The following is a 25716-nucleotide window of genomic DNA, read 5'->3' on the forward strand; positions in this document are numbered from 1 at the left end:
GGGCCGGCGGTTACCCGATGGCCGGGCCCAGCAGGTCGTCGGCGTCGGTGATCCGGTACGCGTACCCCTGCTCGGCGAGGAAGCGCTGCCGGTGGGCGGCGTACTCGGCGTCGAGTGTGTCGCGGGCCACCACCGAGTAGAAATGGGCCTGGCCGCCGTCGTGCTTGGGTCGCAGCAGCCGGCCCAGCCGCTGAGCCTCCTCCTGGCGGGAACCGAACGTACCCGAAACCTGGACGGCGACAGACGCTTCCGGCAGGTCGATAGAGAAGTTCGCGACCTTGCTGACGACCAGCGTCTGGATCTCACCCGCCCGGAAACGGTCGAACAGTTCCTCCCGCTCCTTGTTCTTGGTCGACCCCTTGATGACCGGGGCGTTCAACGCCTCACCCAGTTCGTCGAGCTGGTCGAGGTACGCGCCGATGATCAACGTCGGTGCGTCGGTGTGCCGTTCCAGGATCGACTTCACCACCGCGATCTTGGTGTGCGCGGTGGAACACAGCTTGTACCGTTCGTCGGGTTCGGCGACGGCGTAGGACATCCGTTCGGCGTCCGTCAGGGTCACCCGCACCTCGACGCAGTCGGCGGGCGCGATCCACCCCTGCGCCTCGATGTCCTTCCACGGCGCGTCGTACCGCTTGGGTCCGATCAGCGAGAACACGTCGCCCTCACGGCCGTCCTCGCGCACCAGGGTGGCGGTGAGGCCGAGGCGTCGACGGGACTGCAGGTCGGCGGTCATGCGGAACACCGGTGCGGGCAGGAGGTGCACCTCGTCGTAGATCACGAGACCCCAGTCGCGGGAATCGAACAGTTCCAGATGCTTGTATTCGCCCTTGGTGCGCCGGGTGATCACCTGGTACGTGGCGATCGTGACCGGGCGGATCTCCTTGCGCTCGCCCGAGTACTCGCCGATCTCCTCCTCGGTGAGCGACGTGCGCGCGATCAGCTCGCGCTTCCACTGCCGTCCCGCGACCGTGTTCGTCACCAGGATCAACGTGGTGGCCTTCGCCTTGGCCATCGCCGCCGCACCGACCATCGTCTTACCCGCACCACAGGGCAGGACGACGACGCCGGAGCCGCCCGCCCAGAACGAGTCGGCGGCCATCTCCTGATAGTCGCGCAGGTGCCACTGGCCGTCCGCGGACCCGGGAGACGTGCCGTCGAAGTCCAGGTCGATGGCGTGCGCCTCGCCGTCCACGTACCCGGCAAGATCCTCCGCGGGCCAGCCGACCTTGAGCAGCAACTGCTTGAGACGGCCGCGCTCGCTCGGGTGGACCACGACCGTGTCGTCGTCGACCCGGGCACCGAGCATCGGGGCGATCTTCTTGTGCCGGGTCACCTCGGTCAGGACCGCGCGGTCCAGGCTGACCAGCGTCAGACCATGGGCCGGGTTCTTCACCAGCTGCAGCCGCCCGTACCGGGCCATCGTGTCGACGATGTCGACCAGCAGCGGCTGGGGCACCGCGTACCGGGAGAAGTTGACCAGCGCATCGACCACCTGTTCGGCGTCGTGTCCGGCGGCGCGCGCGTTCCACAGGGCCAGCGGGGTGATCCGGTAGGTGTGGACGTGTTCGGGCGCGCGCTCGAGTTCCGCGAACGGCGCGATCGCCTGGCGGGCGTCGTTCGCGCGTTCGTGATCGACCTCCAACAGCAGGGTCTTGTCGGATTGGACGATCAACGGTCCGTCGGTCACGGAAGCCTCCTCGAAAATGCGGTGCCGGATGTAGCCAGCCTGTCCATTGTCCTGATCTGAGCGACACCGCGCCACGTCGCAGCCTCCGATGCGGCCCGATACCTGCACATCCGGGGCGGTCGGGGCCTAAATTGAGGGACAGCCGGATGGATCGACCCAGAGACGAGGCTCGCGATGACCCAGCCCCCCGACGACCCCGACCGTCCCGATCCGAACGTCCCCGGCGAACCGCCGAACAACCCGCAGCAACCGTACCCGCAAGGTGGGCCGCAGCAGCCCTACCAGCAGGGGCAGTATCCGCAGCAGCCGTACCCGCAGGGGCAGTACGGGCAGCAGCCCGGTCAGTACCCGCCGGGCCGGTACGGGCAGCAGCCCGGCCAGTATCCGCCCGGCCAATACCCGCCGCCGCCGAAGAAATCGCGGAAGGGGTTGTTCATCACTCTCGGTGTCGTCGCCGTCGTGATTCTCGCCGCCATCGCCGCGTTCGGTGTGTTCGCCGTGAGGAGCGCCGACAAGAACGCTCTCGACGTCGGCGACTGCCTGTTCTTCGAATCCGCGTCGACGACCGCGGCCGACACCTCACACGAGAAGCGGGACTGCTCCGACAGTGAGGCCACGTACGAGGTGGCGCAGAAGAACGACGGCGACGTCCAGTGCGCGGAAGACTACTTCTCCTACACCCTCGTGAGCGAGGACGAGGGCGTGCAGACCACGCTCTGCCTCGTTCCGAACATGATCGAGGGGTCCTGCTACCTGCTCGAGGACGACGGCCGGATCGTGCCGTCCGACTGCACCGACACGCAGACCGTCAAGGTAGTCAGACGCGCGGACGGCGAGAACGACGAAACCCTGTGCAACGAGTTCGACACCGCATTCCCCATCGCGTTCTCCGAACCCGAGCGCACGTATTGCATCGAGGTCAATCTGGGTGGCTAGCGCCGCGTGAGTACTTGTTAACCGCGGGACGTTAGTAAGTACTCACAGGGAGTTAAATTCACGGGAATCGAGTCCGTTGAACTGCACGTTCCCCTTCGTTAGCGTTCGAGATCAACCGAGATCACTGCGCACGGGGAAGGTGGGAACGATGGCGCGAACCCAGCCCGACACCCGGCGGGGTGCCGGCCGTTCCGGCGCCAGCGCGGGCACGGTGCTGCGCACCGTCCTCGACCGCGGGCCGATCGCGCGCAGCACGATCGCACGGGTCACCGGGCTCTCACCCGCGACGGTGACCACCGCCAGCGCACAGCTCGTCGAACGCGGTCTACTGCCGGAACTGCCCGAGATCTCGGGACCCACCGGTCTGGGACGGCCACACGTCCCGGTGGACCTCGACGACAGCCGCTTCGTCGTCTACGGCATCCATCTGGCGATGACCCACGCCGCCCGACACGGCGACGTATCCGTCCCGATCGGCGTCGGTTTCGCGGCCGGTGGCTGGATCGACTCGGAATCGGGTGTGGTGCGTGAGCATCCGATCCCGGGATGCAACGGGTACCCGGTCGGGCGGATCTCGAGCACCGCACCGGTCTGGACGTCCGGATGGATTCGCACGCGCGCGCCCTCATCGACGCGGAGGTGTTGTTCGGGGAGCCGCGGGCGCGGGACAGCGTGGTGCAGCTCTTCGTCGGGAACGTGGTGGACGCCGCATTCGCCACCGGAGGAGTGTTCCACCACGGCCCTCGCGCGGCGGCCGGTCACCTCTCGCCAGCTTCGTGCGGCCGTTGGCCGGCATATCGTGACGTGTATCACAGGGCCGGAGTTAATTCGGTGGGAAGCAATGTTGACGTCGATTGCACTGGATCGCAAGGATATTGGTGTGAACACCACCATGGCGGAAGCGTGCGTACATCCTCGTGTCGCTCCGAGTCCTGTTGTCGCTGCTCGCGACCGGGTCTCATCTGACGTCTCCGCGCTGACCTCGGCGGACGCTCGAAATACCTTTCCGTTCTGCCTTTCTCGCTCCATGTGGCACTCGACCGACCGCGTCCGGTGTGCCCGACCGGAGATCACATAGCTTCGAAGGATCATTCATGTCCAGTTCACTCGTGTCTTCCGCCGGGTATCGGTGCCTCACACGCACCGCCTTCGCCGGCGTCGTGGCGCTCGGGCTCGCGTCCTGCTCCTCCGGTTCCTCCGGCGGGCTGGCTCTCGATGACGCTGTGCCCGATCAGGTTCCGGAGGGAACCTCGCTCAGCGTGTCGATCAAGACCACCCGGCTTCAGCTCGAGGCGACCGATCAGCTCGCGGAACCCTCACCGTCGGCACCCTGATTGCCTTCGTGCTCTACGTCGAACTGTTCTTCGCTCCCGTGCAACAGCTTTCGCAGGTGTTCGACGGCTACCAGCAGTGCGGGGTCTGATGCGGACACCGACCACCACGCCGCAGGCGGGCGAGCCGATCGTCCTCGACCGCCTCCAGGGCGGCATCGTGTTCGACGACGTCCACTTCGCGTACGAATCCGGCAAGGGGGAGGCGCTGCGAGGGGTGGCGCTTCGCATCGAACCGGGCGAGACGGTCGCCCTCGTCGGCCAGACCGGCGCGGGCAAGTCGACGGTGCTCGAGTTGCTCGCCCGGTTCTACGACCCCACCGACGGCGCGGTGCGGGTCGACGGTATCGACACCCGGTCACTGGACCGCGCGTCGTTCGGGCAGCGACTCGGTGTCGTTCCGCAGGAGCCGCACCTGTTCGGCGCCACCGTCCGCGACGCCGTCGCCTACGGGCGCCCGGACGCGACAGACGCGGAGGTGGAGGCCGCCAGCTGGCCCTCGCCCGCGCCGAATTGGTGGACCCCGACATCCTGCTGCTGGACGAGGCCACGGCATCACTGGACCTGGCCACGGAGGACCGCGTCCGGCTCGCAACCGAGAACCTGTCCCGGCGGCGCACCACCGTCGTCGTGGCGCACCGGTTGAGCACCGCGGCGCGAGCCTATGCGGCTTCGCCGCCCGTGAGTACTTATTAACCGCGGGATGTTAACAAGTACTCACGGGGCCGGAGGCCATGGTCAGGCGCCGATCGACGCCTTCATCATCGGCAACATGGCCCACAGCTGGTCCTGCCAGTAGCCCCAGCTGTGGGTTCCCGTCGCCGGAAAGTCGTAGTGCGCGGGGATGCCGAGGGTGTCGAGCCGAACCTGGAAGGCACGGTTCTGGGCCAGCGCGATGGCCTCGAGGCCCATGCCGGTTCCGACGTTGAACACGTCGATGGCGGATTGCGGCTGATCGTGCGGGCCGGGGAGGCCGGCGCCCGCCGAGATCCACATCGGCAGCCCGCGCATGAGGGGCGCCGCGACGAACGGGTCGTTGCGGAGCCACGCCGGATCCCACGGCGGACCCCACATGCAGTCGGCGTTGTAACCGCCGGAGTCGAGCATCGCGATACGGATCGCCTCACGCATGCCCGGCGCGGACAGGTTCAGGTACCCCGACATCGAGCCCGCGAACGTGAACTGGTCGCGGTGGTAGGCGGCGAGGATCAACGCCGCGTTGCCGCCCATCGACAGCCCGGCGATGGCGTTACTGGTACGGCTGATGCCGTAATTGTTCGCCAGGAAGTCGGGCAGGTTCTGGGTGAGGAACGACTCCCACTTGTACGTGTACGGCTGACCGTTGGTGTTGCTGGGCGCGTACCAGTCCGTGTAGAAGCTGGACTGTCCGCCGACCGGCTCGACGACCGTGATCCCGTGGTCGGACAGCCACGCGGCGTTGGTCTCGTGTTCCCACCCGCTGACGTCGTTGGTCGCGCGGAGGCCGTCGAGCAAATAGAGGGCCTTGTTGCTGCCGTTGTTCGCGAGCCACATCCGCACCTTGATCTGCCCGACCCCGCCGGGGGCGTCGACCCAGTGCTCGCGCAGACGGCTGTACGGGTCGGCGGAGGCCGTTCCGCCGCCGACGAGGACGAACGCCAGCGGCAGGATCACCACGGCAACCATGAGCCGGACGACGCCTCGTAACCAACCATGTGACGGCTTCGTTGCTGTGCAAATCACGGTTCTGCCTCCTGGTAGTCGTCCCCGGCCAGGTACATACCAGCATCACGGTATTGCGCGCCCCGGAATTCCTGGGCGTTTGCGCAGAATCGTTATCTGACCCGTGAGTACTTGTTAACCGCCCGTGGTTGACAAGTACTCACGGGTCAGACGATGCGGGCGACGGACGTGATGCGGTGGAGGGTGAATCGCCGGACCGCGCCGCTCGCCGGATCGAACGCGTCGAGCTGACCGCCGCCGACACTCACGGGATCGACGATGCGTTGCGTCGCCACGCCCTGCGCGTCGACGTAACCGATCGTTACGCTCGTGCGTTCCCGCGCCGCGGCGTTGAGCAGGGCGATGGTCGCGGCGCTGCTGGCCCGCGACCCGTCGGACCGGACGCCGCCGGAACCCTTGGCCGACGCCGCCAGGTCACCGGCGCGGAGGGTCCGGACGACCGCGTCGAGCTGGGCGTCCGTGGCGACAGCCGGGGTGCGGCCCGCGGGAGCCTTGCGCCGGGTCAGGACCCGGGCGCCGCGGGGGCGCAGGTCGACCAGGGCGCCGGACGAGTCCTCGCCTGCGGGCGCGAAACCGGCCGCCCGCAGTTCGCCCAGCACTTCCCGCAGCGGTGCCTGCGACACCGCCACCGTCGGTGCCAACGCGCGCAGGGCCAGAGATGAAGCCACCGGCGACGCCAGGACCTCCGCGAGCAGCGTGGGATCCTCGCAGCGGACGAACGACGCCGCGACGCCCGCCCGGAGCCGGCCGTGCCGTCTCGCGACGTCGTCGATCAGATACGACAGCGACTGCGGGACGGGTGTGCGTGACCGGGTCGCGAAGAGGCTGTGCAGTTCGGCTGCCGTCATCCCGACGTCGAGGGCGCGGCGGACGCTGTCTTCGCTGATCCGGTACATCGACGCCGCCCCGGCGGACTCGATGTCCGCGACCAGGGTGATCTGCTCCAGAAGATCGGGGGTCAGCGGGCCGGGGGCGACGACCGTCAGGTCGGCCTGGACGAGGACGTGGTCGACGGGTTCGGGCAGCGACGCGTGCATCTCGGCCTCGGCATCGCCGCCGTGGAGCAGTGCGCGTCCGGGGGAACTGAGCGCTCCGCGGGCGACGAGTCCGAGCGTCGCGGCCTCGTCGAGGGTGCGTTCCACCGCGTGGACCCGCAGCCGGGCACCCCAGCGGGGGCGACGCCACGCCAGCAGCCGGCTGACCTCCGCGGGATCTGCCGAGTGGCCGCTGCCCAACTCCGCCAGCAGCCCGAGGATCGCCTGCCGGTCGCGCGGCGCGGACGGCGCGCGCACTTCCTCGGACAGGGCGGCGACCGGTTTGTCGTTGGCATCGCGCATGCCGATGAACCACGCCATGCGCGGCAGTTCCAGCCACGCCGCGGCCAGGACGTGCCACCGCCGGGCGACCGGCGCAGTGAGCCAGTTGTCGACCGCGGTGGTCGGAGCCCAGTAGTTCTCCCCGCTGTCGGACGTCGGGGCCGGGTCCGGGGTGCCGCTCGCGATCAGTCCCGCGGCCGAGAGCAGCTCGACGAGCAGGCTCAGCCGGTTCTCGTCGATGCCGGACGTCTTGGCGATCCGCCGCAGTTCGCGGACACCGAGACCACCGGCCCGCAGCGCAGGCGCCGGGACCTCGCCGAGAGCCTTGACGACGTCCTCGCAGTGACGAACCAGTTCGAGCGCCTCGCCTGCCGCGGCGGCGTTGATGTCGGCCGGCTTGTGCTTGCGGCCCGTCATGGTGGGAGCGGCCAGCGACGTGGGGTCGAAGACGGCCTCCCCGCGCAGGACCTGCCGCACCTGGTAGGGCAGTTCGACGGTTTCCTCGTCGATCCACCGCAGCAGTCCGGCGGCGAGGAGCCGCTGCACGGGACGGTCGGGGGGTGTTCCGGGCGCTGCGTCCCGCGTGCGTCCGATCGAACTCGACTTCGACAGGGTCTCGAGGATGTCCCGCTCGACGCTCTGCAGTCCGGCCAGCGCGGCCGTGATCCCCGGCTCGTCGAGCGTCTCGAAGGGTTCGGCGCTGCGCCCGACCCGCCACGGGATGGTGGCCACGACGGCGGGAACGATGCGCAGCGACGTCTTGTCACCCCAGACGATCCCGACGGACCGCAGGCCGTCCAGCGTGGCGTCGACGGTCTTCTTCGTCGCCCGCGAGCCCACCGCGTCCTGCAGCGTGGCCCGCGGCACGGCGATCTCGTCGGCCCGTTCCAGCGCCAGGAGTTCGAGGATGCCGAAGTCCAGCGACGTCAGGTTGTCGGCCGCGCGGGCCACCGATGCCCGCTGTTCGGCGCGACCGGCGAGGACGACGATCGTGGCGGGCGGAGGAACCGCCAGGTCGGGGCGCTTGCGGAGCAGATCCGTCAGTTCGGCGTCGCTGCGCGCGGCCAGCCAGTCCGCGAGGGTCGCGGCGCCGCGGGACGAGGCTGCGGTGCCGTTGGTGCTCGCGATGGTGTCGTCGGTGTCGGTCATCGACTATCAGATTAGAGACCTGGGCTGTACGTCGCCGAATGCTCCTGTCAAAATGGCACCGTGGCTAACAATTCGAAGAAGCAGTACGTGGATCCAGGGTGGCCCGAAACCGCCGATGGAGATCACGCCGTGACCGAACTGTCGTCGACCCGTGCGGGCGGATTGTCCCCGTTCGGCGAGGACACCGAGTTCCCGCTGCCGGCGGAGTCGTTGCCGTACGCGCACCCGCACACGGTGATCAACCGCTGACCATGCGACAGAAGAGGGGCCCTGCACCGGATCGGTGCAGGGCCCCTCTTCTGTGAATCGCGGGGGATTACTGCGGGAGCAGTCCCTTGTTCGCGTCGATGAGCTGCAGGATCTGCGGATCGATCGCGATGCCCTGAGCCTTGACGGCCTCGATCGCGCTGTCGACGACACCGGCGTACTGCGAGGTGCCGTTGGTGCTGGGGACGCCGCCCGTGAGGTCGGGGAGTGCCGGCGCCGCGGGGGCCTCGGGCACGGTTGCGGGGGCGGTGCGCTGGGTGGGTGCGCTGCTCAGGCCGAGGCTCGAGGAGCAGGACGGCCATGCGCCCCAGCCCTGGGAGTCGAGGACCTTCTCGGCGACGACGATCTGCTCTTCACGCGAGGCCTGGTTGGCGGTGGCTGCGTACTGGGTTCCACCGTGTGCGTTCCAGGTGCTCGGGGAGAACTGGAGTCCGCCCTGGAAGCCGTTTCCGGTGTTGATTCCCCAGTTTCCGCCGGACTCGCACTGCGCGAGGCGGTCCCAGTCGGAGTCGGGTGCCGCGTTCGCGGTGCCCGAGAAGGCTGCTCCGGCGACGCCCATGATGGCGCCGGTGACGGCGACCTTGGCGACGGTGCGGCCGGTGGTGGTGGGCTTGCGATGGCGTCCGCTCATAGTGGTCGAGATCCTCTCCACACGCGCCTGCGAGGTCAGCTGTCGGGTTCGGGCTGAGAGGTCGCCCGGCCTCGCCTCTCCTGGCTGGAGAGGGTCTGGCTTCACCCCAAGATCCGAGTGTGCGAGGCACATTCGGACCGGTGTCCGTCTGAGAACTTGCGTTCCCTGGAGGACTTTGGGTCCCCCGTCCTCGTCCCTGGAATGCTTCGTCGGGACTCCGGTACCCGCGGGACGAGGCTTGGCGCGGCGGGCCGGATGTGGCCGATGTTTCCTCGGCCGGTGACGACGGTAACGGGCCGAGGCCGCAGTGTCACCATTTGATAACGCGGAGTGTCTTCGCCTGTTGCGGGGCCTCATTGGGCGCCCGGGAACTCTTCCCAGCTAGTGGCGACAAGACGCGTGTATCGCCGAGCCGTTGCCCTTCCGTTACCGGGCCGTTATGTGAGGAAGCTCACATCACTGGGGCGCGTCGACGATGTCCTTGCCGAGAGGCATGAGCGAGATGGGAATCATCTTGAGATTCGCGACCGCGAGCGGGATACCGATGATCGTGATCGCCATGGCGATTGCCGTGACGACGTGCCCGATCGCGAGCCACAGACCAGCGATGACGAACCAGATGACGTTGCCGATCAGCGAGGCCACACCGGCCGTCGGCTTGTCGACCACCGTCTTGCCGAACGGCCACAGTGCGTAGACGCCGACCCGGAACGACGCGATGCCGAACGGGATCGTGATGATCAGGATGCAGCAGAGGATTCCGGCGACGAAGTACCCCAGCGCCAGCCACAGACCGCCGAAGATCAGCCAGATGATGTTGAGCAGAATTCTCATGATCGTCCCATCGGTCGGTGGTCGGATGTGTCAGCGCGAGCGTCGGCCCTGCCTCAGTGCCGCGACGATTCCGAGAAGGAAGCCGATCGGGCACGCCAGGGCGATGAGATAGAGAACGAGACCCGGTTCGGAATCGGAGAGCACCGGGGTCAGGAAGATCGCCACGATCGCGACGAAGCCGATCGCGAAGAGGGCGAGTGCGACGCGCAGGAGTCCGTCGCCCCTCCGGGGTGTCTGAGGAGTGCTCGAAGGAGTCGGTTCGTGGGCCACACCAGCAACGATAGTGCCTGGAAACCCGGATGCCGGAGGGGGTCTGTGCAAGGTAGACTGTGGGCACTGCGCGTCCCGCACCAGAGGTGGGGCGCGCTGTTTTGCATACCAAGTGCAACCAACTGCACTCCAAGTGATGAGCGGGTGAACGCGGTGCCGACCGGCAAGGTGAAGTGGTACGACGTCGAAAAGGGCTTCGGCTTTCTGTCGCAGGAAGAAGGGGAGGACGTCTATGTGCGTTCGTCCGCGCTTCCCGAGGGCGTCGAGGGCCTCAAGGCCGGCCAGCGTGTCGAGTTCGGCATGGCCGCCGGTCGACGCGGCCCCCAGGCTCTGAGCCTGAAGGTGCTCGACCCGGCGCCGTCGCTGCGTCAGAATGCCGCGCGTAAGGAGCCGTCCGCCAAGAAGCACACGCCGGACGAACTCCACGGCATGGTCGAGGACATGATCACGCTGCTCGAGGCGAAGGTCCAGCCCGACCTGCGCAAGGGCAAGTACCCGGACCGCAAGACCGCCCAGCGCATCTCCGAGGTGGTCCGCGCCGTCGCGCGCGAGCTCGACAGCTGATTCGAAGAACGACGAGAAGGCCCCTGCGCTTCGGCGCGGGGGCCTTCGTCGTGAGCAGGTCGTTCTAGGCGGTCTTGATCGACCAGGCGGCCCGGGCCTGCGTGAGCCCCTGCTCGTCGATGACGGCGGACGGGAGCTGGATCTCGACGCCGGCCAGCTGCAGGTCCTCCGAGGAGGGCACGGTCACGGCGCGGGTCTCGCCGGCGCGGTGGGCCTGTTCCTGGACGACGACCTGTCCCGACGCGTCCTGGTAGACGACGAGCATGCGCCACGGTGCATCGACGATCTCCTGCGGCAGCGACAGCTGCAGCGACGAACCGGGTGGCACGTCGAGTTCGGCGAGGTCGCCGGTTGTGCAGTCCTCGAGATACAGGTTGCAGTACGCCAGCGGGGGGATCTGCTCGGCCCGGTTGTGCGCGAAGGCGGTGATCTCGGGCAGGCGGGGCGAGGAATTGCGGATGAGCGCGTACAGGACTCCGACGAAGGCCACCAGGACCACCATCAGGCCCACCGCAATCAGTGCCAGGATCTTCTTGGTTCGCGCCTGCATTCTCACTTACGTCACATTTCCTGTCGATCGGTCGGCCCGGTGGGTCGAGTGGGGCTCGGTCAATTCTTGTTCGGCCAGGTCGGGACGTTTTCCGCCGAGCCCGGGCAGGAGGGTGCTCCCGCGGTAAGTGAGGACGGTCTGGACGAGCCCGATGGTCATGACGGCCGAGACGACGGAGAACCCGATCCAGTATTCGGTGGGCAGCAGGACGCCCAGCGCGCCACCCACGACCCAGCTCAGCTGTAGAACCGTCTCCGATCTACCGAATCCGGACGCGATCGATTCCTCGGGCAGGTCGTGCTGCAACGACGCGTCCAGCGACACCTTTGCCAGGGCGCTGGCCGCCGACGCGACGAGGGTGGCCAGGGCGGCGGTCAGCAGGTTGTCGGTGATCGCGGCGAGGACGGCGATGATCCACACGGCACCTGTGCAGCGCAGCACGATGAGGGCGGGACGGCCGAGCTTGATCCGGGCGCCCGCGGCGTTGCCGGCGAAGTTGCCGATGCCGGCGGCGGCGCCGACCAGGCCGAGCATCGCGGCCTGCACCAGCGGCTCGTGGTCGGTCCTCGACTTCGCGACGAACGCGATGTACAGCGTGAGGAACCCGGTGAGCACGCGGATGGTGCTGTTGCCCCACAACCCGGTGATGACCGCGCGGCCCAGCGGTTGCCTGCGTTTACCGGATTTCGCCGTGGCAGAGGCCTCGGGTTGCAGCACGCGGGTGCGTCCCAGCACCTCGGTCGGGTGCTCGTCGCCGTGGTACGTGAGGGTGGCGGGGACCTCGCCCTCGGTGACCTCCACCCACGACGGGATCCGCATGCTGAGGTACGCGCCGAGGGCGGTGATGACCGCCGCCAGCCACAGCGCGCCGACGGATCCGGTGGCCATGGCGAGACCACCCGCAAGGGCGCCGGCACCGATGGTTCCGCCGAGCAGTCCGAACACGGTGAGCCGGGAGTTGACTCGCACCAGGTCGATCTCCGGTGGCAGCACACGTGGTGTGACCGCGCTCTTGAGCACCGAGAAGGACTTGCTGAGCACCATCATTCCGAGCGCGGCCGGATACAGCACCCAGCTGTCGAAGTTGAAGACGAGGACGATCGCCAGGATCGTCCGGAGACCGAACGACGTGGCCAGTGCGACGCGACGGCCGTGCTGAAGCCGGTCGAGCATCGGACCGATCAGCGGAGCGATGACGGCGAACGGGGCGATGGTGATCAGAAGGTACAGCGCGACCTTCGTCTTGTCCTCGCCCGTCGCGGCGGAGAAGAACAGTGTGTTCGCCAGGGCGACGGCAATCGCCGCGTCGGTCGCGTTGTTGGCCATCACCGCGTAGGTGAGCGCGGTGAGCCCCGACTTGTCCGCACCGTCCGCCTTGGCCGCGCGATGGAACGTCGCGATGCCCTTGTTGGTGAGTTCCCGGCTGCGCATCGCCGCGACCCGGGTGACGGTGAGTTTGCGCGGCATCGGCGGCGCCTTGGGGGCGTCGGCCCGCTCCTCGTCGGAACGGGGACGCTGCCCGCCGCCGACCGGATGGAGGGGTGGGAGCGGTGTGCGTCGACCTCCCGAGCGTGCGGCCGGCGGGTATTTGTCGTAGCCGGGATGAACGGGGGGCCCGGAATTCTCGTGAGGAGCCCGACCGCCGTCAGGCTCGTAGGGTTCGCGCGGTCCGGTCACTCCCTAATTCTGTCCTAGTCGGGAGACATGCGACCACAGCAACCCCGGCCAATGCTGGTCAGATCGGCCTGTCAGGGAACGAACCGCACCTCGAACATGCGCGGCCAGTACTTTCCGGTGACGAGGAAACGGTCCGTTCCCGGGATCTGGGCGATGCCGTTGAGGACGTCGACGTCCCGCGGGCCGGGCGGAAGGGCGTCGCGGACGGCGGCGGCGTCGATCTCCGCGGTGACCCGCCCGTCCGAGGGATCGATGCGGACGAGGGTGTCGGTGGTCCAGACGTTCGCGTAGATCGCACCGTCGTCCGCGCATTCGAGTTCGTTGAGGCCGGCCAGCGGGCGTCCGTCCTGCACCGCCTGCACGGTGCGCCGGGGTTCGAACGTGACCGGGTCGCGGAACGTGAGGGTGGGTGAGCCGTCACTGGTGACGAGCGCGTCGGGCACTGCGCAGATGCCCCACCCTTCGCCGTCGAACGGGACCCGCCGCTGTTCGGCGAGCGTCGCGCGATCCCGGGCGACGGCCACCCCGTCACGCCACGTCAGCTGCCAGATCGTGTCGCCGCTCACCGTGATGCCCTCGCCGAACAGGGGAGACGGCAATTCGGCACGCATCCGGACGGTGCCGCTGTCGAGGTCGGTGGCCTGCACCCAGGACTCGCCGGGGCGGCCGGTGCCCTCGAGCAACTCGGTGCCGTCGATCTCGAGTCCCTGGGTGAACGCATTCGGGTCGTGGTCGAGGGTGCGGACGATCTCCACGCGAAGATCCGCGTCGGACGCGCCCGCCGCCACGGGACTCTCCGGGGAGCACGCGGTGACCATCCACGCCACCGCGAGCAGGGCTGGGACGAGGTGCCTCCGGCCGGTCATCGGACCAGCATGACAGCCCAGGTGGGCACGCACTTGCGGTGGTGCGGCAAACTGGTGGTGTGAGTGTTGCTTCTTCCGACGAGCGCGCAGTGGCGCGTTCCGTACTGACCGACGCCGTCGAGCTCGCCCGAACCGCCTTGGTCGAACTGCAGGAAGGGGGAGTCGGCGACTACCTGGGCGTCACGTCCGAGGACGCGTGCGCCGCGACTCACCGTTTCGTTGCGGACCTTCCGGGCTACCGGGGCTGGCAGTGGGCGGTGGTGGTGGCTGCCGATCCCGAAGCGGACCATGCCACCGTCAGCGAACTCGCCCTCCTCCCCGGACCCGATGCGCTGGTTGCACCCGAATGGATCCCGTGGGACCAGCGCATCCGCCCCGGCGACCTGTCCGCGGGCGATCTGCTGGCACCGCCGGCCGGTGACCCCCGCCTGGTCCCGGGCTATATGGCGACGGGTGACCCCGAGATCGACGAGACCGCCCTCGAACTCGGCCTGGGCCGCAAGCAGGTGATGAGCCTCGAAGGTCGCGTCGAAGCTGCCGAACGCTGGCACGACGGCGACTACGGCCCCGATTCCGAGATGGCCAAGGCCGCGCCGTCGACGTGCGGGTTGTGCGGCTTCTACCTCCCGCTCGCCGGTTCGCTGCACGCGTCGTTCGGGGTGTGCGGCAACGAGATGGCCGCCGACGGGCACGTGGTCGACGCGACCTACGGTTGCGGTGCCCACTCCGACACCCTGCTGCCTTCGGGTGCCGGTTCGCCGCAATTCGACGCTTACGACGACGGCGCCGTCGAGGTCGTCGAGCGGGCCGTCGCCGAGACGGACACCGAGGCCGAATCCGAGTCGGGGCCCGAGCCCGAAGCCGTTGCCGAGGTCACCGAGGCCGAGGAATCCGCATCGACCAGTTAGCCGATCCTTTCGGCACCGCCGCCCTGAGGGATTCGACGCTTCTGGCGTGGCGAACGTCCCCGACCCGTCTGCGGGAGGACGCGGCGGCCGAATCCGATCTGGCGCGCGCCGGCTACCGCGACCGGCTCCTCACCGAGCTCGCGCAGAACGCCGCCGACGCCGCCGCCCGCGCCGAAGTACCCGGTGAGCTGTCCGTGCAACTCGACGGCCGCGTCCTGAGCGTGTCCAACACGGGCACCCCGCTGGACGAGCCCGGAGTCCAGGCGCTCGTCGCGTTGCGCGCGTCGAACAAGTCCGGGACGACCGTCGGCCGCTACGGCGTCGGCTTCACGGCGGTGCTGTCGGTGAGCGACGAGGTCGAACTGCGGTCGACGTCCGGTTCGGTGCTGTTCTCCGGGGAACGGACGAGGTCGGAACTCCGGGAACTCGACGGTGCGGACCCGGGAGCGGACGTGCCCGCCCTGCGGCTGGCGTGGCCGACGGAGAACCGCCCGGCCGCAGGCGCGGCGTCGGAAGTCGTATTGACGTTGCGCGAGGACGTGGACGGTGAGTCGCTGCTCGCCTACATGGCCCGCGAGGCACCCGACCTCCTGCTCGAACTCCCGGCGCTCGTCTCGATCACCGTGGGCGACAGGCAGTTCCGTAGACGCGAACGACCACTCGATTCCGGGTTGACCGAGGTCGCGATCGGCGACGACCGCTGGTGGCAGTACGAGTCCGGGCGGGCACGCTGGCTCGTCCCGGTGCGCGACGGCGTCGTCTCACCCGTGACGGAGGACGTCCTGCGCGCCCCCACACGGTCGGACGAGGAACTGTCGATACCCGCGATCCTCGTCGCGGACATCGCCATGCAACCCGACCGCAGGCGCATCCTGCCCGGCGCGTCGACCGCCGAGCTGGCGTCCGGATACGCCGAGTTCGTGGCCGCGGTGCCGCCCGAGCAGCGACTGTCGCTGGTTCCCGTTCCCGCGTTCGCACGCAGCGAGGTGGACTCGGCGTTGCGGGACCATCTCGTCACCGAACTGCGGGAGCAGCCCTGGCTGCCGACTGTCGGCGGTACGAACAAGGCCCCGGTTCGGGCGTCGGTGGTCCCCGGGCTCACCGAGGAACTCGCCGAACTCCTCACCGAGATCGTCGACGGGCTCGTCGTCCCGGATCTGTCCGGGCCCCGCTGGGCGCCCGCGCTGGCCGCCGTCGACGCCCACCGCCTCGGCCTGGCGCGCCTCACCGAACTTCTCAGTGGCATCGAGCGGACACCATCCTGGTGGCAGCGCCTGTACGCGGCGCTCGAACCGCTGGCCGTCGACGCCCTCGCGGCGGAGGAACTGGCGTCGATCCCGGTTCCGCTGTCCGACGGCCGCACGGTGACCGGTCCGCGAACGGTGTTGCTGGGGCACGACATCGACGGAGTCCTGGGGGTCGACTGGACGCGGCTCGTCCACCCGGATGCAGCGCACCCGCTGCTGTCGCGGCTCGGCGCTAAGACCGCCACGGCCGTCGACCTGCTCTCGGATCCGGCGTTGCGGGCCGAGATCGAGGACCTCGACCCCAACGAGGCGGCGGCGGCAGAAGAACTGTCGGCCGCGGTGCTCGCGCTCGCCGGGCGCGTCGACCCCGGCACCCTGCCGTCGTGGCTCGGCCAGCTGCCCCTCCCGGATGTCGACGGGGAGTTGCGCGGTGCGGACGAATTGCTGTTGCCCGGTGCGCCTCTCGCCGACGTCCTGGTGGACGACTCACCGTTCACGTGCGTCGACGCCGCGTTCGCCGAGCGGGTTGGGGAGGACGCCCTCCGCGCCGTGGGTGTCGGCTGGGGTTTCACCGTGCTGCGCACCGAACTCCCCACCGGTCCCGATCACGACCTCGACGACGAGGACCGCTGGTGGGACACGCTCGACGACGACCCCGACGAGATCGGGGCGGTGCGCGACCTGGACCTGGTGGACGAGGACCGCTGGCCGCAGGCGCTGACGATGCTCGCCCGGGACCCGTCGACGCGTCCGCTGCTCGCCGACCGCGCCGGGTACACGGCCTGGTGGCTGCGTCACAACGCCGAGTTGGACGGTCAGGTGCTCGGTCTGCTCCGCGATCCCACCGACGAGACGTTCGCCGGACTGCTCGACCCCGTCGAGCACCCGGAATCCGCTGTGTTCGCCGCGGCCCTGGCGCCGTCGACGGTCGACTCTCCCGAACTCGCGCAGCTCCTCCTGGATCGACTGGCCGATCCGGACCGCGAACCGAGCCCGGCGGTGATCGCGCGGGCGCACAGTCTGCTCGCGGCCGCCGCGGCCGCCCATCTTCTCGACCTCGAGGAACTTCACCTGCCCGAACACGTGCGCGGCCTGACGGGCGCACTCGTCGACCCCGGCGACGCCCTGGTGCTGGACGCACCGTGGCTGGCCGCCGCGGTGCCGCGCGAGCGCCTGGTGGTGGGAAGCCTGGACACCGCCGAGGCTCTCGCCGATCTGCTGGACCTCCCCCTCGCGTCCGCGGCGATCCGCGGCACCGTCACCGGTTCCGGCCGTGAATCCTCATGGGACCGCGAACCCGCCGCCGTGCTCGCCTTCGCCGCACTCGGCCGCGACCTGCCGCACGGTCCCGTCGTCGTCCATCCCCGGCTCACGGTGAAGCTCACAGGCGCGGTCGACACCGAGATCGCGGTCCCGTGGTGGGTGGACGAGCAGGGAACCACCCATTGCTCCGAGTCGTGGGCCGAAGGCACGTGGGGCGCCGCCGGTGTTGTTTGACCAGAGCGTGCTCGACAGTGCGGTCGAAGACCGCGCACCGTGGTTGATCGACGTCGTCACCGTCGTCACGCACAGCGGCGGAACGGTCGCGGCCTGGATCGTGTCCACCGTCCTGACGATCGCCCTCCTGCTCCGGGACCGTCGGCGCGAAGCCGTCCTCGTGGCCGGCGCGATGCTGTCGGGCCTGGCCGTGATGACCACGCTCAAGAACCTGTTCGAGCGGCACCGCCCGCCACTGCCGGATCGGCTGGTGGAGATCTCGACGTTCTCGTTCCCGTCCGGGCACGCGATGATGACCGCGATCCTCGCGAGCGTTCTCGTCGCCGTGACCCTCCGGGTCGTGCTGGTGGGGTACGTCCGAATCGCGCTGGTCGTGCTGCTGGTGCTGTACACGCTGGCGGTGGGGCTGTCGCGCGTCTACCTCGCCGCGCACTGGATGACCGACGTCCTCGCCGGGTGGGCGTTCGGCGCGTTGTGGGCGGCCTTCTGGATCCTGCTGACCCGCACCCGGCCCCGCCCAACCCTGACCTCGAGCGAGATCTAGAGCAGTCCCTGCTGTGTCACTAGAGCAGTCCCTGCTGTGACACTAGAGCAGTCCCTGCTGTGACACTAGAGCAGTCCCTGCTGTGACACTAGAGCAGTCCCTGCTGTGACACTAGAGCAGTCCCTGCTGTGCCCCGCGGCTGCCGCGCCGGGCCGCCCGCCGCTGCAACGCGAACAATCCGTAGCCGAGGAAGCCGACGACGACCCCCGCTATACACGTCGGAAGCGCATCCGACCACCGGTCGCCCGTGACGATCACCACGACGGCCGCGACCGCCCACGCCAGCGTTCCCAGTATCAGCGCAGGTCGTGGGTCGGCGAGGCGCTGAGTGAGGGGTGGGCGATCTGCGGATTCGTTCACCGAATGAACGCTACCCTCGCCGTGGTGCCCTAATCTCCAAGGGCGACGCGCGACTTCTGGCGATGGGGACTGAACAATGGGTGCTGCTCCGAAACTGCTCGACAACTACTTCAAGATCACCGAGCGTGGTTCGACGGTAGGCGCGGAGGTCCGCGGCGGAGTGGTGACGTTCGTCGCGATGGCATACATCGTGGTGCTGAACCCGCTCATCCTCGGTAGTTTCTCGGCCGACGACGCCGTCGCCAAGACCGACGTCCTCGGCAACATCCTCCCCGTCAACCAGGTGGCCGCGGTCACGGCCCTGGTGGCGGGACTGATGAGCATCGTGTTCGGGGTCGTCGCGAACTATCCCTTCGCGATCGCGGCGGGCCTCGGCATCAACAGTCTTCTCGCCGTCACCATCGCACCGCAGGTCACCTGGCCCGAGGCGATGGGCCTCGTGGTGATCGACGGTGTCATCATCGTCGTGTTGGCGCTCACCGGGTTCCGGACGGCCGTCTTCAATGCCATTCCGGCCGAGCTCAAATCCGCCATCGCCGCCGGTATCGGCATGTTCATCGCGTTCATCGGTCTCGTCGACGCCGGGTTCGTGCGGCGCATCCCGGACGCCGCCGGCACCACAGTCCCCGTCGGCCTGGGCATCAACGGATCGATCTCCTCCTGGCCGACCGTGACGTTCGTGTTCGGTGTGCTGCTGATGGGTGTCCTGGTGGTGCGCAAGGTGCGCGGCGGTCTGCTGATCGGCATCGTCGTCACCACCGTGCTGGCCGCGATCATCGAGGCCGTCGCCGGTGTCGGACCGTCGCTGGGCGTGAACCCTTACGGCTGGAACCTCAGTGTCCCGGCCGCACCCGATGTGCTGGCGGAACTTCCGGATCTCAGCCTCGTCGGCGACGTCAGCATCTTCGGCGCGTTCACCCGCATCGGCGTACTCGCGGCCAGCCTTCTGGTGTTCACGCTCGTGCTCGCCAACTTCTTCGACGCCATGGGCACGATGACCGGGCTCGGCAAGGAGGCGGGCCTCACCGACGAGGACGGCAACCTGCCCAACATCGGACGGGCCCTGGTCGTCGAGGGCACCGGTGCCATCGTCGGTGGCGGCGCGTCGGCGTCGTCCAACACCGTGTTCGTGGAATCCGCCTCGGGTATCGCCGAGGGCGCCCGCACCGGACTCGCGAATGTGGTGACGGGACTGCTGTTCCTGGCCGCGATGTTCCTGACCCCGCTGTATTCGGTGGTGCCGATCGAGGCCGCCGCGCCGGCACTGGTCGTGGTGGGCGCGATGATGATCGGTCAGGTCCGCGACATCGATTTCACCCAGTTCTCGATCGCGTTGCCCGCGTTCCTCACCATCGCCGTCATGCCGTTCACGTACTCGATCGCCAACGGCATCGGCGTCGGATTCGTGTCGTGGGTCGTGCTCAATGCTGCGAGCGGTGGTATCAAGAAGATTCACCCGTTGATGTGGGTGGTGGCGCTTCTCTTCGTGGCCTACTTCGCGGTCGGTCCGATCACCGACGCAGTAACGTAAACGGCGGCCGATCGGTCCCGTATTGTCATTCCCGTGACCACGGATACGCGAGCACTCGCCAGCGACCTCTCCCTGGCTGTCGTGCGCCTCACGCGTCACCTGCGTGGGCGCCGCGTGGACGCCCAGGTATCGCTGACCCAGCTGTCGGCTCTGGCCACCCTTGCCCGCGACGGCGCCATGACGCCGGGCAATCTCGCGGCTCGTGAGAAGGTGCAGCCGCCGTCGATGACCCGGGTCATCGCGTCGCTGGTCGAACTGGGGCTGGTCGAGCGGGCACCGCATCCCACCGACGGACGGCAGATCATCGTCACGCTGTCGGATGCCGGTCACGCGCTGATCGCCGACGAGACCCACGCCCGCGAGGCATGGATGAACGAGCGGCTGTCCGGGCTCGACGAGGCTCAGCTGAAGACCCTCCGCGACGCCGTCGGCATCATCACGTCCATCGTCGCCGACTCGGAGTAGTCCGAACGGCCGCCTGCAGTCCCCACCCCTGCAACGGCATTCGCCTGCCCGAACCCCTGCGGCGCGGGGAAACCCCTTGCCGGAGAACGTTGCCGGCATCCGGAGTGATCCGGCCGCCGATGTCCCCCAGGGCCGGTCGATGGCGCGCGGGGCCCGGGAGCAAGATGGATGTGTGCCGCCCGAATCCGAGTCCACTGCCTCAGCCCAGCCGAAGACCGGCATGTTCGTCGCTCTCCGCACCCGGAACTACCGGCTGTGGGCGTCGGGGCAGATCGTCTCCCTCGTCGGAACCTGGATGCAGCGGGTGGCGCAGGACTGGCTCGTCCTGACGTTGTCGAACGGCAATGCACTCGCGGTCGGCATCGTGATGGCACTGCAGTTCGGTCCGACCCTGTTCCTGTCCGTCTGGGGTGGCGTGCTCGCCGACCGGTACGACAAGCGGCGCATCCTGATCGCGACGCAGTTGTCGATGGCGTTGTGCGCACTGGTGCTCGGGTTGCTGGACGTCGGCGGGCTGGTGGCCCTGTGGCACGTCTACCTCATCGCGTTTCTGCTGGGTTGCGCGTCGGCGATCGACGCGCCGGCGCGGCAGTCGTTCACCATCGAGATGGTCGGCAAGGAGTCGCTGCCCAATGCCATCGCCCTGAACTCGATGACGTTCAACACCGCTCGCATCATCGGCCCGGCGATCTCCGGTGTGCTGATCACCCTCATCGGCACGGGGTGGGTGTTCCTGCTCAACGTGGGCACGTTCACCGGTGTGCTGATCGCCCTGTTGATGATGAACGCCCGCGAACTGTTCACGGCACCCCAGGCGGAACGCGGAAAAGGGCAGGTCCGCGAGGGTTTCCGTTACGTGTGGAGTCGCACCGACCTGCGGGTGCTGATGGTGGCGGTGTTCATGGTGTCGACGTTCGGGCTGAACTTCCCGATCAGTCTCGCCGTGCTCGCCCGCAACACGTTCGAGCGCGGCGCGGACGCCTACGGACTGCTGTCGACCACCCTCGCCGTGGGCACGCTGGCCGGCGCCACGATCGCCGCGAAACGCAAGACCCCGCCGCGGCTGCGCACGTTCCTCGGCGCCGCGGCCGCATTCGGGGCGTTCGAGATCCTGGTGGGACTCATGCCCACCTACGTGCTGGTCGCGATCATGCTCGTCCCGACCGGCGCGCTGACGCTGACGTTCACGACGGCGGCGATGAACATCCTGCAGATGTCCGTGCCGTCCGAGATGCGCGGCCGGGTGATGGGCATCTACATGCTGTGTTTCCTCGGCGGCACCCCGCTGGGCAGTCCGGTTCTGGGCTGGCTGGCCGACGTCCTCGACCCCCGCGCCCCGCTCGTGATCGGAGGTGCCATCTCCCTGGTGAGCGGCATCGGCGCAGCGCTCTACCTGATGCGGCACCAACGAGTGCGACTGAAAGTACGCAGACCGGATGCGGGCCGCTACCTTCCGGTGTTCGAACTGCACAACGTTCTCGAGCCACACCCCGTGGTGGTCTGCGACGCCACCGAGCAGGCCGTGGAAGCGAGCCGCGACCCGCGGTCCTGACGGCTGCCGCAACCGTTCAGACGCCGACCGCCGTCGCCACCGCCCTCCGGGTCAGCACTCTCGCGAGGTGGCTGCGGTACTCGGCGTCGGCGTTGCCGTCGGTGATCGGGTCGGTGCCCTCGGCGGCGTGTTCGGCCGCCGCCCGGATCAGTTCCGGATCGGCGGCATTGCCGACGAGCGCGTCCTCGACACCGCGAGCCCGCACCGGCACGGCCCCCATGTTGGTCAGCGCCACCCGGGCCTGCCGGATCGTGCCGCCGTCGACCTGGATCGTCGCGGCCACCGCCACGATCGACCAGGCCTCCGCGACCGTGTTGAACTTCTCGTACCGCGCCTCCCAACCGGTGTGCTTGGGAACCCGCACGTCCACGAGGATCTCGTCCGGTCGCAGCGTGGTGGTGTAGTAGCCCTCGAAGAAGTCCGCGACCGGGATGCTCCGCCTGCCCGCGGTACCCACGGCGGTCAGGGTGGCGTCGAGTGCCAGTGCGGGGGCGCAGAGGTCGCCCGCCGGATCGGCATGCGCCAGAGCGCCACCCAGCGTGCCGCGATGCCGGATCTGCGGATCGGCGACGGTGCGGGTGGCCTCGACGAGCAGCAGTGCGTGCTCGTGAACGAGCGGGTCGCGGATCAGGTCGTAGTACGTGGTCATCGCACCGATCACGAGGCTGTCTCCGTCGTCGCGGACGCCGCGCAACTCACCGATCCGGCCCAGGTCGACGAGGGTGCTCGGCGAAGACAACCGCAGCCGCAGCACCGGAAGCAGGCTCTGGCCGCCCGCGAGGATCTTGGCGTCCTCCCCGGCCTCGGCGAGCGCGGCCACCGCCTGTTCGACGGAGGTCGGGGACACGTAGTCGAAGCTTGACGGAATCATCGGGCACCTCCCTGAGCGGTGTGGATGGCGTTCCAGACCCGCATCGGCGTACACGGCATCTCGACGTCGCGCACCCCGAACTGGCGGACGGCGTCGAGGACGGCATTGACGACGGCCGGGGTGGACGCGATCGTCCCCGCTTCACCGACCCCCTTGACGCCGAGCGGATTACCGGTGGCGGGTGTCTCGGTGCGGCCCGTGGTGAACGTCGGCAGATCCGCCGCCGACGGCACGTGATATTCGGCGAACGAACCCGACAGGAGGGTGCCGGACTCGTCGTACACCGCCTCCTCGTACAGAGCCTGCGCGATGCCCTGGGCGAGTCCGCCGTGCACCTGACCCTCCACGATCAGCGGGTTGACCACGTGCCCGATGTCGTCGACGCACACGTAGGAGCGGATGCCGACCTTCCCGGTCTCGGTGTCCACCTCCACCGCGCACAGGTGCGTGCCGTGCGGGAACGAGAAGTTCTCCGGGTCGTACGCGGCCTCGGAATCCAGATTCGGTTCCACACCCTCGGGCAGGTCGTGCGCGGCGAACACGGCGAGCGCGACATCGGCGATGCCGACAGCTTTCTCGGTGCCCTTCACCCGGAACCGGCCCTCGGTGAACTCGAGATCGTCCTCGGCGCACTCCATCAGGTGCGCCGCGATGGGCCTGGCCTTCGCGATCACCTTCTCGGCGGCCTTCACGACGGCGATCGCGCCGACCGCCAAAGACCGGGAACCGTACGTGTCCATGCCACGCGGCGAGGTCTGGGTGTCGCCGTGCAGCACCTCGACGTCCTCGAACGGAACCCCCAGCTGATCCGCGACCACCTGGCTCCACGCGGTCTCGTGACCCTGGCCGTGCGCCGACGAACCGGTGACCACCTCGACCTTGCCGGTGGGCAGCATCCGGATCGCCGCGTGCTCCCACCCACCGGCCCCGTAGGCCAGCGCGCCGAGGGTCCGCGACGGTGCCAGCCCGCACATTTCGGTGAACGTGGACACCCCGATGCCGAGTTGCACCGGATCCTTCCGCTCGCGGCGCTCAGCCTGTTCGCGCCGGAGCCCGTCGTAGTCGAACAACTCCCGCGCGTGCGCGGTCGCGGCCTCGTAGTTGCCGGAGTCGTACGTCAGGCCCGCGACGGTGTCGAACGGGAACTCCTCGTGGGTGATCCAGTTCTTCGCCCGCAATTCCAGCGGATCCATCGACAACTCGGTCGCGAGTTCGTCCATCATCCGCTCGATCGCGAACGTCGCCTCCGGGCGGCCCGCCCCGCGGTACGCGTCGGTGGGCACCTTGTTGGTGAAGACGTTGGTGCACGTGAAGTGATACGCCGGGAACTTGTAGATGCCGTTGAACATGAACGCGCCCAGGATCGGCACCCCCGAGGTGACCAGGCGCAGGTACGCGCCCATGTCGGCGAGCAGTTCCACCTTCATTCCGGTGACGGTGCCGTCGCGGCGGGCGGCCAGTGTCAGTTTCTGGATCTGGTCGCGCCCGTGATGCGCCGCGACCATCGATTCGCTACGCGACTCGGTGTATTTGACGGGCTTGCCGAGTCGCCGCGCGACGAGCAGCGCGATGACTTCCTCCGGCGTCACCTGAAGCTTGCCGCCGAAACCGCCGCCGACGTCCGGGGCGACCACGCGCAGTTTGTGCTCCGGTATGTCGAGCGTCATGGACAGCATCAGCCGCAGGATGTGGGGGATCTGCGTGGCCGACCACATGGTGATCTGGGCGCCGGTCGGGTCGACCACCACCGAGCGGGGTTCCATGAACGCCGGGATCAGCCGCTGCTGCCGGAACGTGCGCTCGACGAGTACCTCCGCGTCGCGGATGGCCTGCTCGACGTCGCCGCCCGTGCCGGCCTCCGCGGAGTCGAAGGTCCAGGTGGCGCTGACGTTCGTCCCGAGATCCGGGTGCACGAGGTCGGCGCCGTCGGCGGCCGCGCCCGCGAGATCGAGCACGACCGACAGTTCGTCGTACTCGACGTCGATCACCTCGAGTGCGTCGTGCGCCTCGTACGCGCTGCGCGCCACCACGACCGCGACGGCCTCGCCGGCGAAGTTGACGCCGTGGACCGCGAGGGACGGGGCGGGCGGCGACTTCATGTCCGGTGTGATCGGCCAGGCACACGGCAGGCTGCCCTGCTCGTCGGCGAGATCGGCGCCGGTGAGGACCGCGACGACCCCGGGCATTTCGCGGGCGGCGGAGGCGTCGACACCGGTGATGCGGGCGTGCGCGAACGGGCTGCGCAGGATCGCCAGGTGCTGCATGCCCGGCAGGACGAGGTTGTCGGTCCAGCGGGTGCGGCCCGTGACCAGATGTTCGTCTTCCTTGCGTGTGCGGGCCTTCCCGATCTCCGGTTCCGCGGTGGCGGTCATCGCACAACTCCCTGCGCGGTGTCGGTCTTCGGTGCATCCGCCGTCGGTGCGTCGGGGGTGCCGCCGCCGCGCAACCGCTGCGCCGCATCCTGCACCGCGCTGACGATGTTCTGATACCCGGTGCAGCGGCACAGGTTGCCTTCCAACCCCAGCCGCACCGTCCGCTCGTCCGGGTCGGGTTCCTCGGCGAGCAGGTCGAGGGTCTGCATGATCATGCCGGGGGTGCAGTAGCCGCACTGCAGGGCATGATTGTCGCGGAACGCCTGCTGCACGGGGTGCAACGTCCCGTTCGGGGACAGGCCTTCGACGGTGAGGACGTCGCCGCCGTCGGCCTGCACGGTGAGCACCGAGCAGGACTTGACGCTGTGACCGTTCAGATGAACGGTGCACGCCCCGCAGTTTCCGGTGTCGCAGCCGATGACGGTGCCGACTTTGCCGAGCCGATCCCGTAGATAGTGGACGAGGAGTAGTCGCGGTTCCACCTCGTCCGTGTATGTAGTTCCGTCGACGGTGACAGTGATGCGCATCGCGCCTCCAAAGCCGGGAGCCTCAGGTGATACGTCCTA

Annotated in this window: 26 protein-coding genes and 1 riboswitch; of the genes, 11 read left to right on the forward strand and 15 right to left on the reverse strand. The window is 68.7% G+C overall.

Annotated elements, in window-relative coordinates; all coding sequences use genetic code 11:
- Window positions 1-10: 10 nt before the first annotated feature.
- Entirely contained in the window at window positions 11-1690 is a 1680-nt protein-coding gene (locus FND50_RS07525) for a DNA repair helicase XPB (protein ID WP_005244182.1), read from the reverse strand.
- Window positions 1691-1864: 174 nt separating this feature from the next.
- Here FND50_RS07525 and FND50_RS07530 point away from each other — a divergent pair, with 174 nt between their 5' ends.
- On the forward strand, window positions 1865-2626 hold the full coding sequence (locus tag FND50_RS07530) for a hypothetical protein (RefSeq protein ID WP_144285319.1): 762 nt from the start codon (window positions 1865-1867) through the stop codon (window positions 2624-2626).
- A gap of 111 nt (window positions 2627-2737) precedes the next feature.
- Here FND50_RS07530 and FND50_RS36015 read toward each other — a convergent pair whose 3' ends face one another.
- Both FND50_RS36015 and FND50_RS36020 read right to left on the reverse strand, forming a co-directional pair.
- Entirely contained in the window at window positions 2738-2896 is a 159-nt protein-coding gene (locus FND50_RS36015; protein ID WP_186301249.1) for a hypothetical protein, read from the reverse strand.
- Window positions 2897-2951: 55 nt separating this feature from the next.
- Window positions 2952-3161, reverse strand: coding sequence for a hypothetical protein (locus FND50_RS36020; RefSeq protein WP_186301250.1), 210 nt, complete (start codon window positions 3159-3161; stop codon window positions 2952-2954).
- A 559-nt stretch (window positions 3162-3720) separates the two neighbouring features.
- On the opposite strand from FND50_RS36020, the gene FND50_RS07540 reads away from it, so the two are divergent.
- Together FND50_RS07540 and FND50_RS07545 are read left to right on the forward strand one after the other, a co-directional pair.
- Window positions 3721-3960: a hypothetical protein gene (locus FND50_RS07540; protein WP_260850934.1), complete on the forward strand. Its 240-nt coding sequence runs from the start codon at window positions 3721-3723 to the stop codon at window positions 3958-3960.
- Between the two features lie 88 nt (window positions 3961-4048).
- Window positions 4049-4603, forward strand: coding sequence for an ATP-binding cassette domain-containing protein (locus tag FND50_RS07545; protein WP_397493517.1), 555 nt, complete (start codon window positions 4049-4051; stop codon window positions 4601-4603).
- Window positions 4604-4695: 92 nt separating this feature from the next.
- Here FND50_RS07545 and FND50_RS07550 read toward each other — a convergent pair whose 3' ends face one another.
- Together FND50_RS07550 and FND50_RS07555 are read right to left on the reverse strand one after the other, a co-directional pair.
- Window positions 4696-5679, reverse strand: a complete 984-nt coding sequence (locus FND50_RS07550) for an alpha/beta hydrolase family protein (protein ID WP_260850935.1) — start codon at window positions 5677-5679, stop codon at window positions 4696-4698.
- A gap of 146 nt (window positions 5680-5825) precedes the next feature.
- Window positions 5826-8144: a helicase-associated domain-containing protein gene (locus FND50_RS07555; RefSeq protein WP_144285320.1), complete on the reverse strand. Its 2319-nt coding sequence runs from the start codon at window positions 8142-8144 to the stop codon at window positions 5826-5828.
- A 60-nt stretch (window positions 8145-8204) separates the two neighbouring features.
- On the opposite strand from FND50_RS07555, the gene FND50_RS07560 reads away from it, so the two are divergent.
- Window positions 8205-8393, forward strand: coding sequence for a hypothetical protein (locus FND50_RS07560; RefSeq protein ID WP_015888783.1), 189 nt, complete (start codon window positions 8205-8207; stop codon window positions 8391-8393).
- 67 nt (window positions 8394-8460) lie between these two features.
- Here the strand turns inward: FND50_RS07560 and FND50_RS07565 are convergent, their stop codons facing one another.
- From FND50_RS07565 to FND50_RS07575, 3 genes are all read right to left on the reverse strand, one after another.
- Window positions 8461-9042, reverse strand: coding sequence for a transglycosylase family protein (locus tag FND50_RS07565; protein WP_005255273.1), 582 nt, complete (start codon window positions 9040-9042; stop codon window positions 8461-8463).
- An 8-nt stretch (window positions 9043-9050) separates the two neighbouring features.
- A riboswitch (cyclic di-AMP (ydaO/yuaA leader) is annotated at window positions 9051-9264 on the reverse strand.
- Between the two features lie 234 nt (window positions 9265-9498).
- Complete coding sequence (locus FND50_RS07570) at window positions 9499-9876, reverse strand: YccF domain-containing protein (RefSeq protein WP_005244158.1); 378 nt, start codon at window positions 9874-9876, stop codon at window positions 9499-9501.
- 30 nt (window positions 9877-9906) lie between these two features.
- Window positions 9907-10146, reverse strand: coding sequence for a hypothetical protein (locus tag FND50_RS07575; protein ID WP_005255274.1), 240 nt, complete (start codon window positions 10144-10146; stop codon window positions 9907-9909).
- 153 nt (window positions 10147-10299) lie between these two features.
- On the opposite strand from FND50_RS07575, the gene FND50_RS07580 reads away from it, so the two are divergent.
- Window positions 10300-10710 carry a cold-shock protein gene (locus FND50_RS07580; protein ID WP_005255275.1) on the forward strand — a complete coding sequence of 137 codons (411 nt, stop codon included), beginning with the start codon at window positions 10300-10302 and terminating at the stop codon, window positions 10708-10710.
- Between the two features lie 64 nt (window positions 10711-10774).
- Here the strand turns inward: FND50_RS07580 and FND50_RS07585 are convergent, their stop codons facing one another.
- From FND50_RS07585 to FND50_RS07595, 3 genes are all read right to left on the reverse strand, one after another.
- Entirely contained in the window at window positions 10775-11260 is a 486-nt protein-coding gene (locus FND50_RS07585) for a DUF2771 domain-containing protein (RefSeq protein ID WP_144285321.1), read from the reverse strand.
- Window positions 11261-11266: 6 nt separating this feature from the next.
- On the reverse strand, window positions 11267-12937 hold the full coding sequence (locus tag FND50_RS07590) for an MFS transporter (protein WP_144285322.1): 1671 nt from the start codon (window positions 12935-12937) through the stop codon (window positions 11267-11269).
- 71 nt (window positions 12938-13008) lie between these two features.
- Entirely contained in the window at window positions 13009-13803 is a 795-nt protein-coding gene (locus FND50_RS07595) for a glutaminyl-peptide cyclotransferase (protein ID WP_144285323.1), read from the reverse strand.
- Window positions 13804-13841: 38 nt separating this feature from the next.
- Here FND50_RS07595 and FND50_RS07600 point away from each other — a divergent pair, with 38 nt between their 5' ends.
- Genes FND50_RS07600 through FND50_RS07615 form a run of 3 tightly spaced genes read left to right on the forward strand, consistent with a single transcriptional unit; the run spans window position 13842 to window position 17999 of the window.
- Window positions 13842-14711: a DUF3027 domain-containing protein gene (locus tag FND50_RS07600; protein WP_144285324.1), complete on the forward strand. Its 870-nt coding sequence runs from the start codon at window positions 13842-13844 to the stop codon at window positions 14709-14711.
- A gap of 23 nt (window positions 14712-14734) precedes the next feature.
- A complete protein-coding gene (locus FND50_RS07610) occupies window positions 14735-17455 on the forward strand; it encodes a sacsin N-terminal ATP-binding-like domain-containing protein (protein WP_397494147.1) in 2721 nt (906 codons plus the stop codon).
- The gene (locus tag FND50_RS07615; RefSeq protein WP_144285326.1) at window positions 17445-17999 is read left to right on the forward strand and encodes a phosphatase PAP2 family protein; all 555 of its coding nucleotides are present in this window, start codon (window positions 17445-17447) and stop codon (window positions 17997-17999) included. Before FND50_RS07610 ends, FND50_RS07615 begins: the two co-directional genes overlap by 11 nt.
- A gap of 111 nt (window positions 18000-18110) precedes the next feature.
- Here FND50_RS07615 and FND50_RS07620 read toward each other — a convergent pair whose 3' ends face one another.
- Window positions 18111-18359 (reverse strand): DUF2530 domain-containing protein, encoded by a 249-nt coding sequence (locus FND50_RS07620; protein WP_005244138.1) that lies wholly within the window; start codon window positions 18357-18359, stop codon window positions 18111-18113.
- Window positions 18360-18435: 76 nt separating this feature from the next.
- Here FND50_RS07620 and FND50_RS07625 point away from each other — a divergent pair, with 76 nt between their 5' ends.
- The 3 genes from FND50_RS07625 (at window position 18436) to FND50_RS07635 (ending at window position 21907) form a co-directional block, all read left to right on the forward strand.
- Window positions 18436-19890, forward strand: a complete 1455-nt coding sequence (locus tag FND50_RS07625; protein WP_005255290.1) for an NCS2 family permease — start codon at window positions 18436-18438, stop codon at window positions 19888-19890.
- Window positions 19891-19923: 33 nt separating this feature from the next.
- On the forward strand, window positions 19924-20355 hold the full coding sequence (locus FND50_RS07630; RefSeq protein WP_005244136.1) for a MarR family winged helix-turn-helix transcriptional regulator: 432 nt from the start codon (window positions 19924-19926) through the stop codon (window positions 20353-20355).
- Window positions 20356-20575: 220 nt separating this feature from the next.
- Window positions 20576-21907: an MFS transporter gene (locus FND50_RS07635; RefSeq protein WP_144288997.1), complete on the forward strand. Its 1332-nt coding sequence runs from the start codon at window positions 20576-20578 to the stop codon at window positions 21905-21907.
- Window positions 21908-21923: 16 nt separating this feature from the next.
- Here FND50_RS07635 and FND50_RS07640 read toward each other — a convergent pair whose 3' ends face one another.
- The 3 genes from FND50_RS07640 to FND50_RS07650 are packed head-to-tail and all read right to left on the reverse strand — an operon-like array spanning window position 21924 to window position 25677.
- On the reverse strand, window positions 21924-22778 hold the full coding sequence (locus tag FND50_RS07640) for a xanthine dehydrogenase family protein subunit M (protein ID WP_005244134.1): 855 nt from the start codon (window positions 22776-22778) through the stop codon (window positions 21924-21926).
- Window positions 22775-25150 carry a xanthine dehydrogenase family protein molybdopterin-binding subunit gene (locus tag FND50_RS07645; protein ID WP_144285327.1) on the reverse strand — a complete coding sequence of 792 codons (2376 nt, stop codon included), beginning with the start codon at window positions 25148-25150 and terminating at the stop codon, window positions 22775-22777. Before FND50_RS07645 ends, FND50_RS07640 begins: the two co-directional genes overlap by 4 nt.
- Complete coding sequence (locus tag FND50_RS07650; protein WP_144285328.1) at window positions 25147-25677, reverse strand: (2Fe-2S)-binding protein; 531 nt, start codon at window positions 25675-25677, stop codon at window positions 25147-25149. The genes FND50_RS07645 and FND50_RS07650 overlap by 4 nt, the downstream gene beginning before the upstream one ends.
- Between the last annotated feature and the right edge of the window lie 39 nt (window positions 25678-25716).

This window comes from Rhodococcus sp. WB9 (genome assembly GCF_007558985.1).
Taxonomy (GTDB): domain Bacteria; phylum Actinomycetota; class Actinomycetes; order Mycobacteriales; family Mycobacteriaceae; genus Rhodococcus_F; species Rhodococcus_F opacus.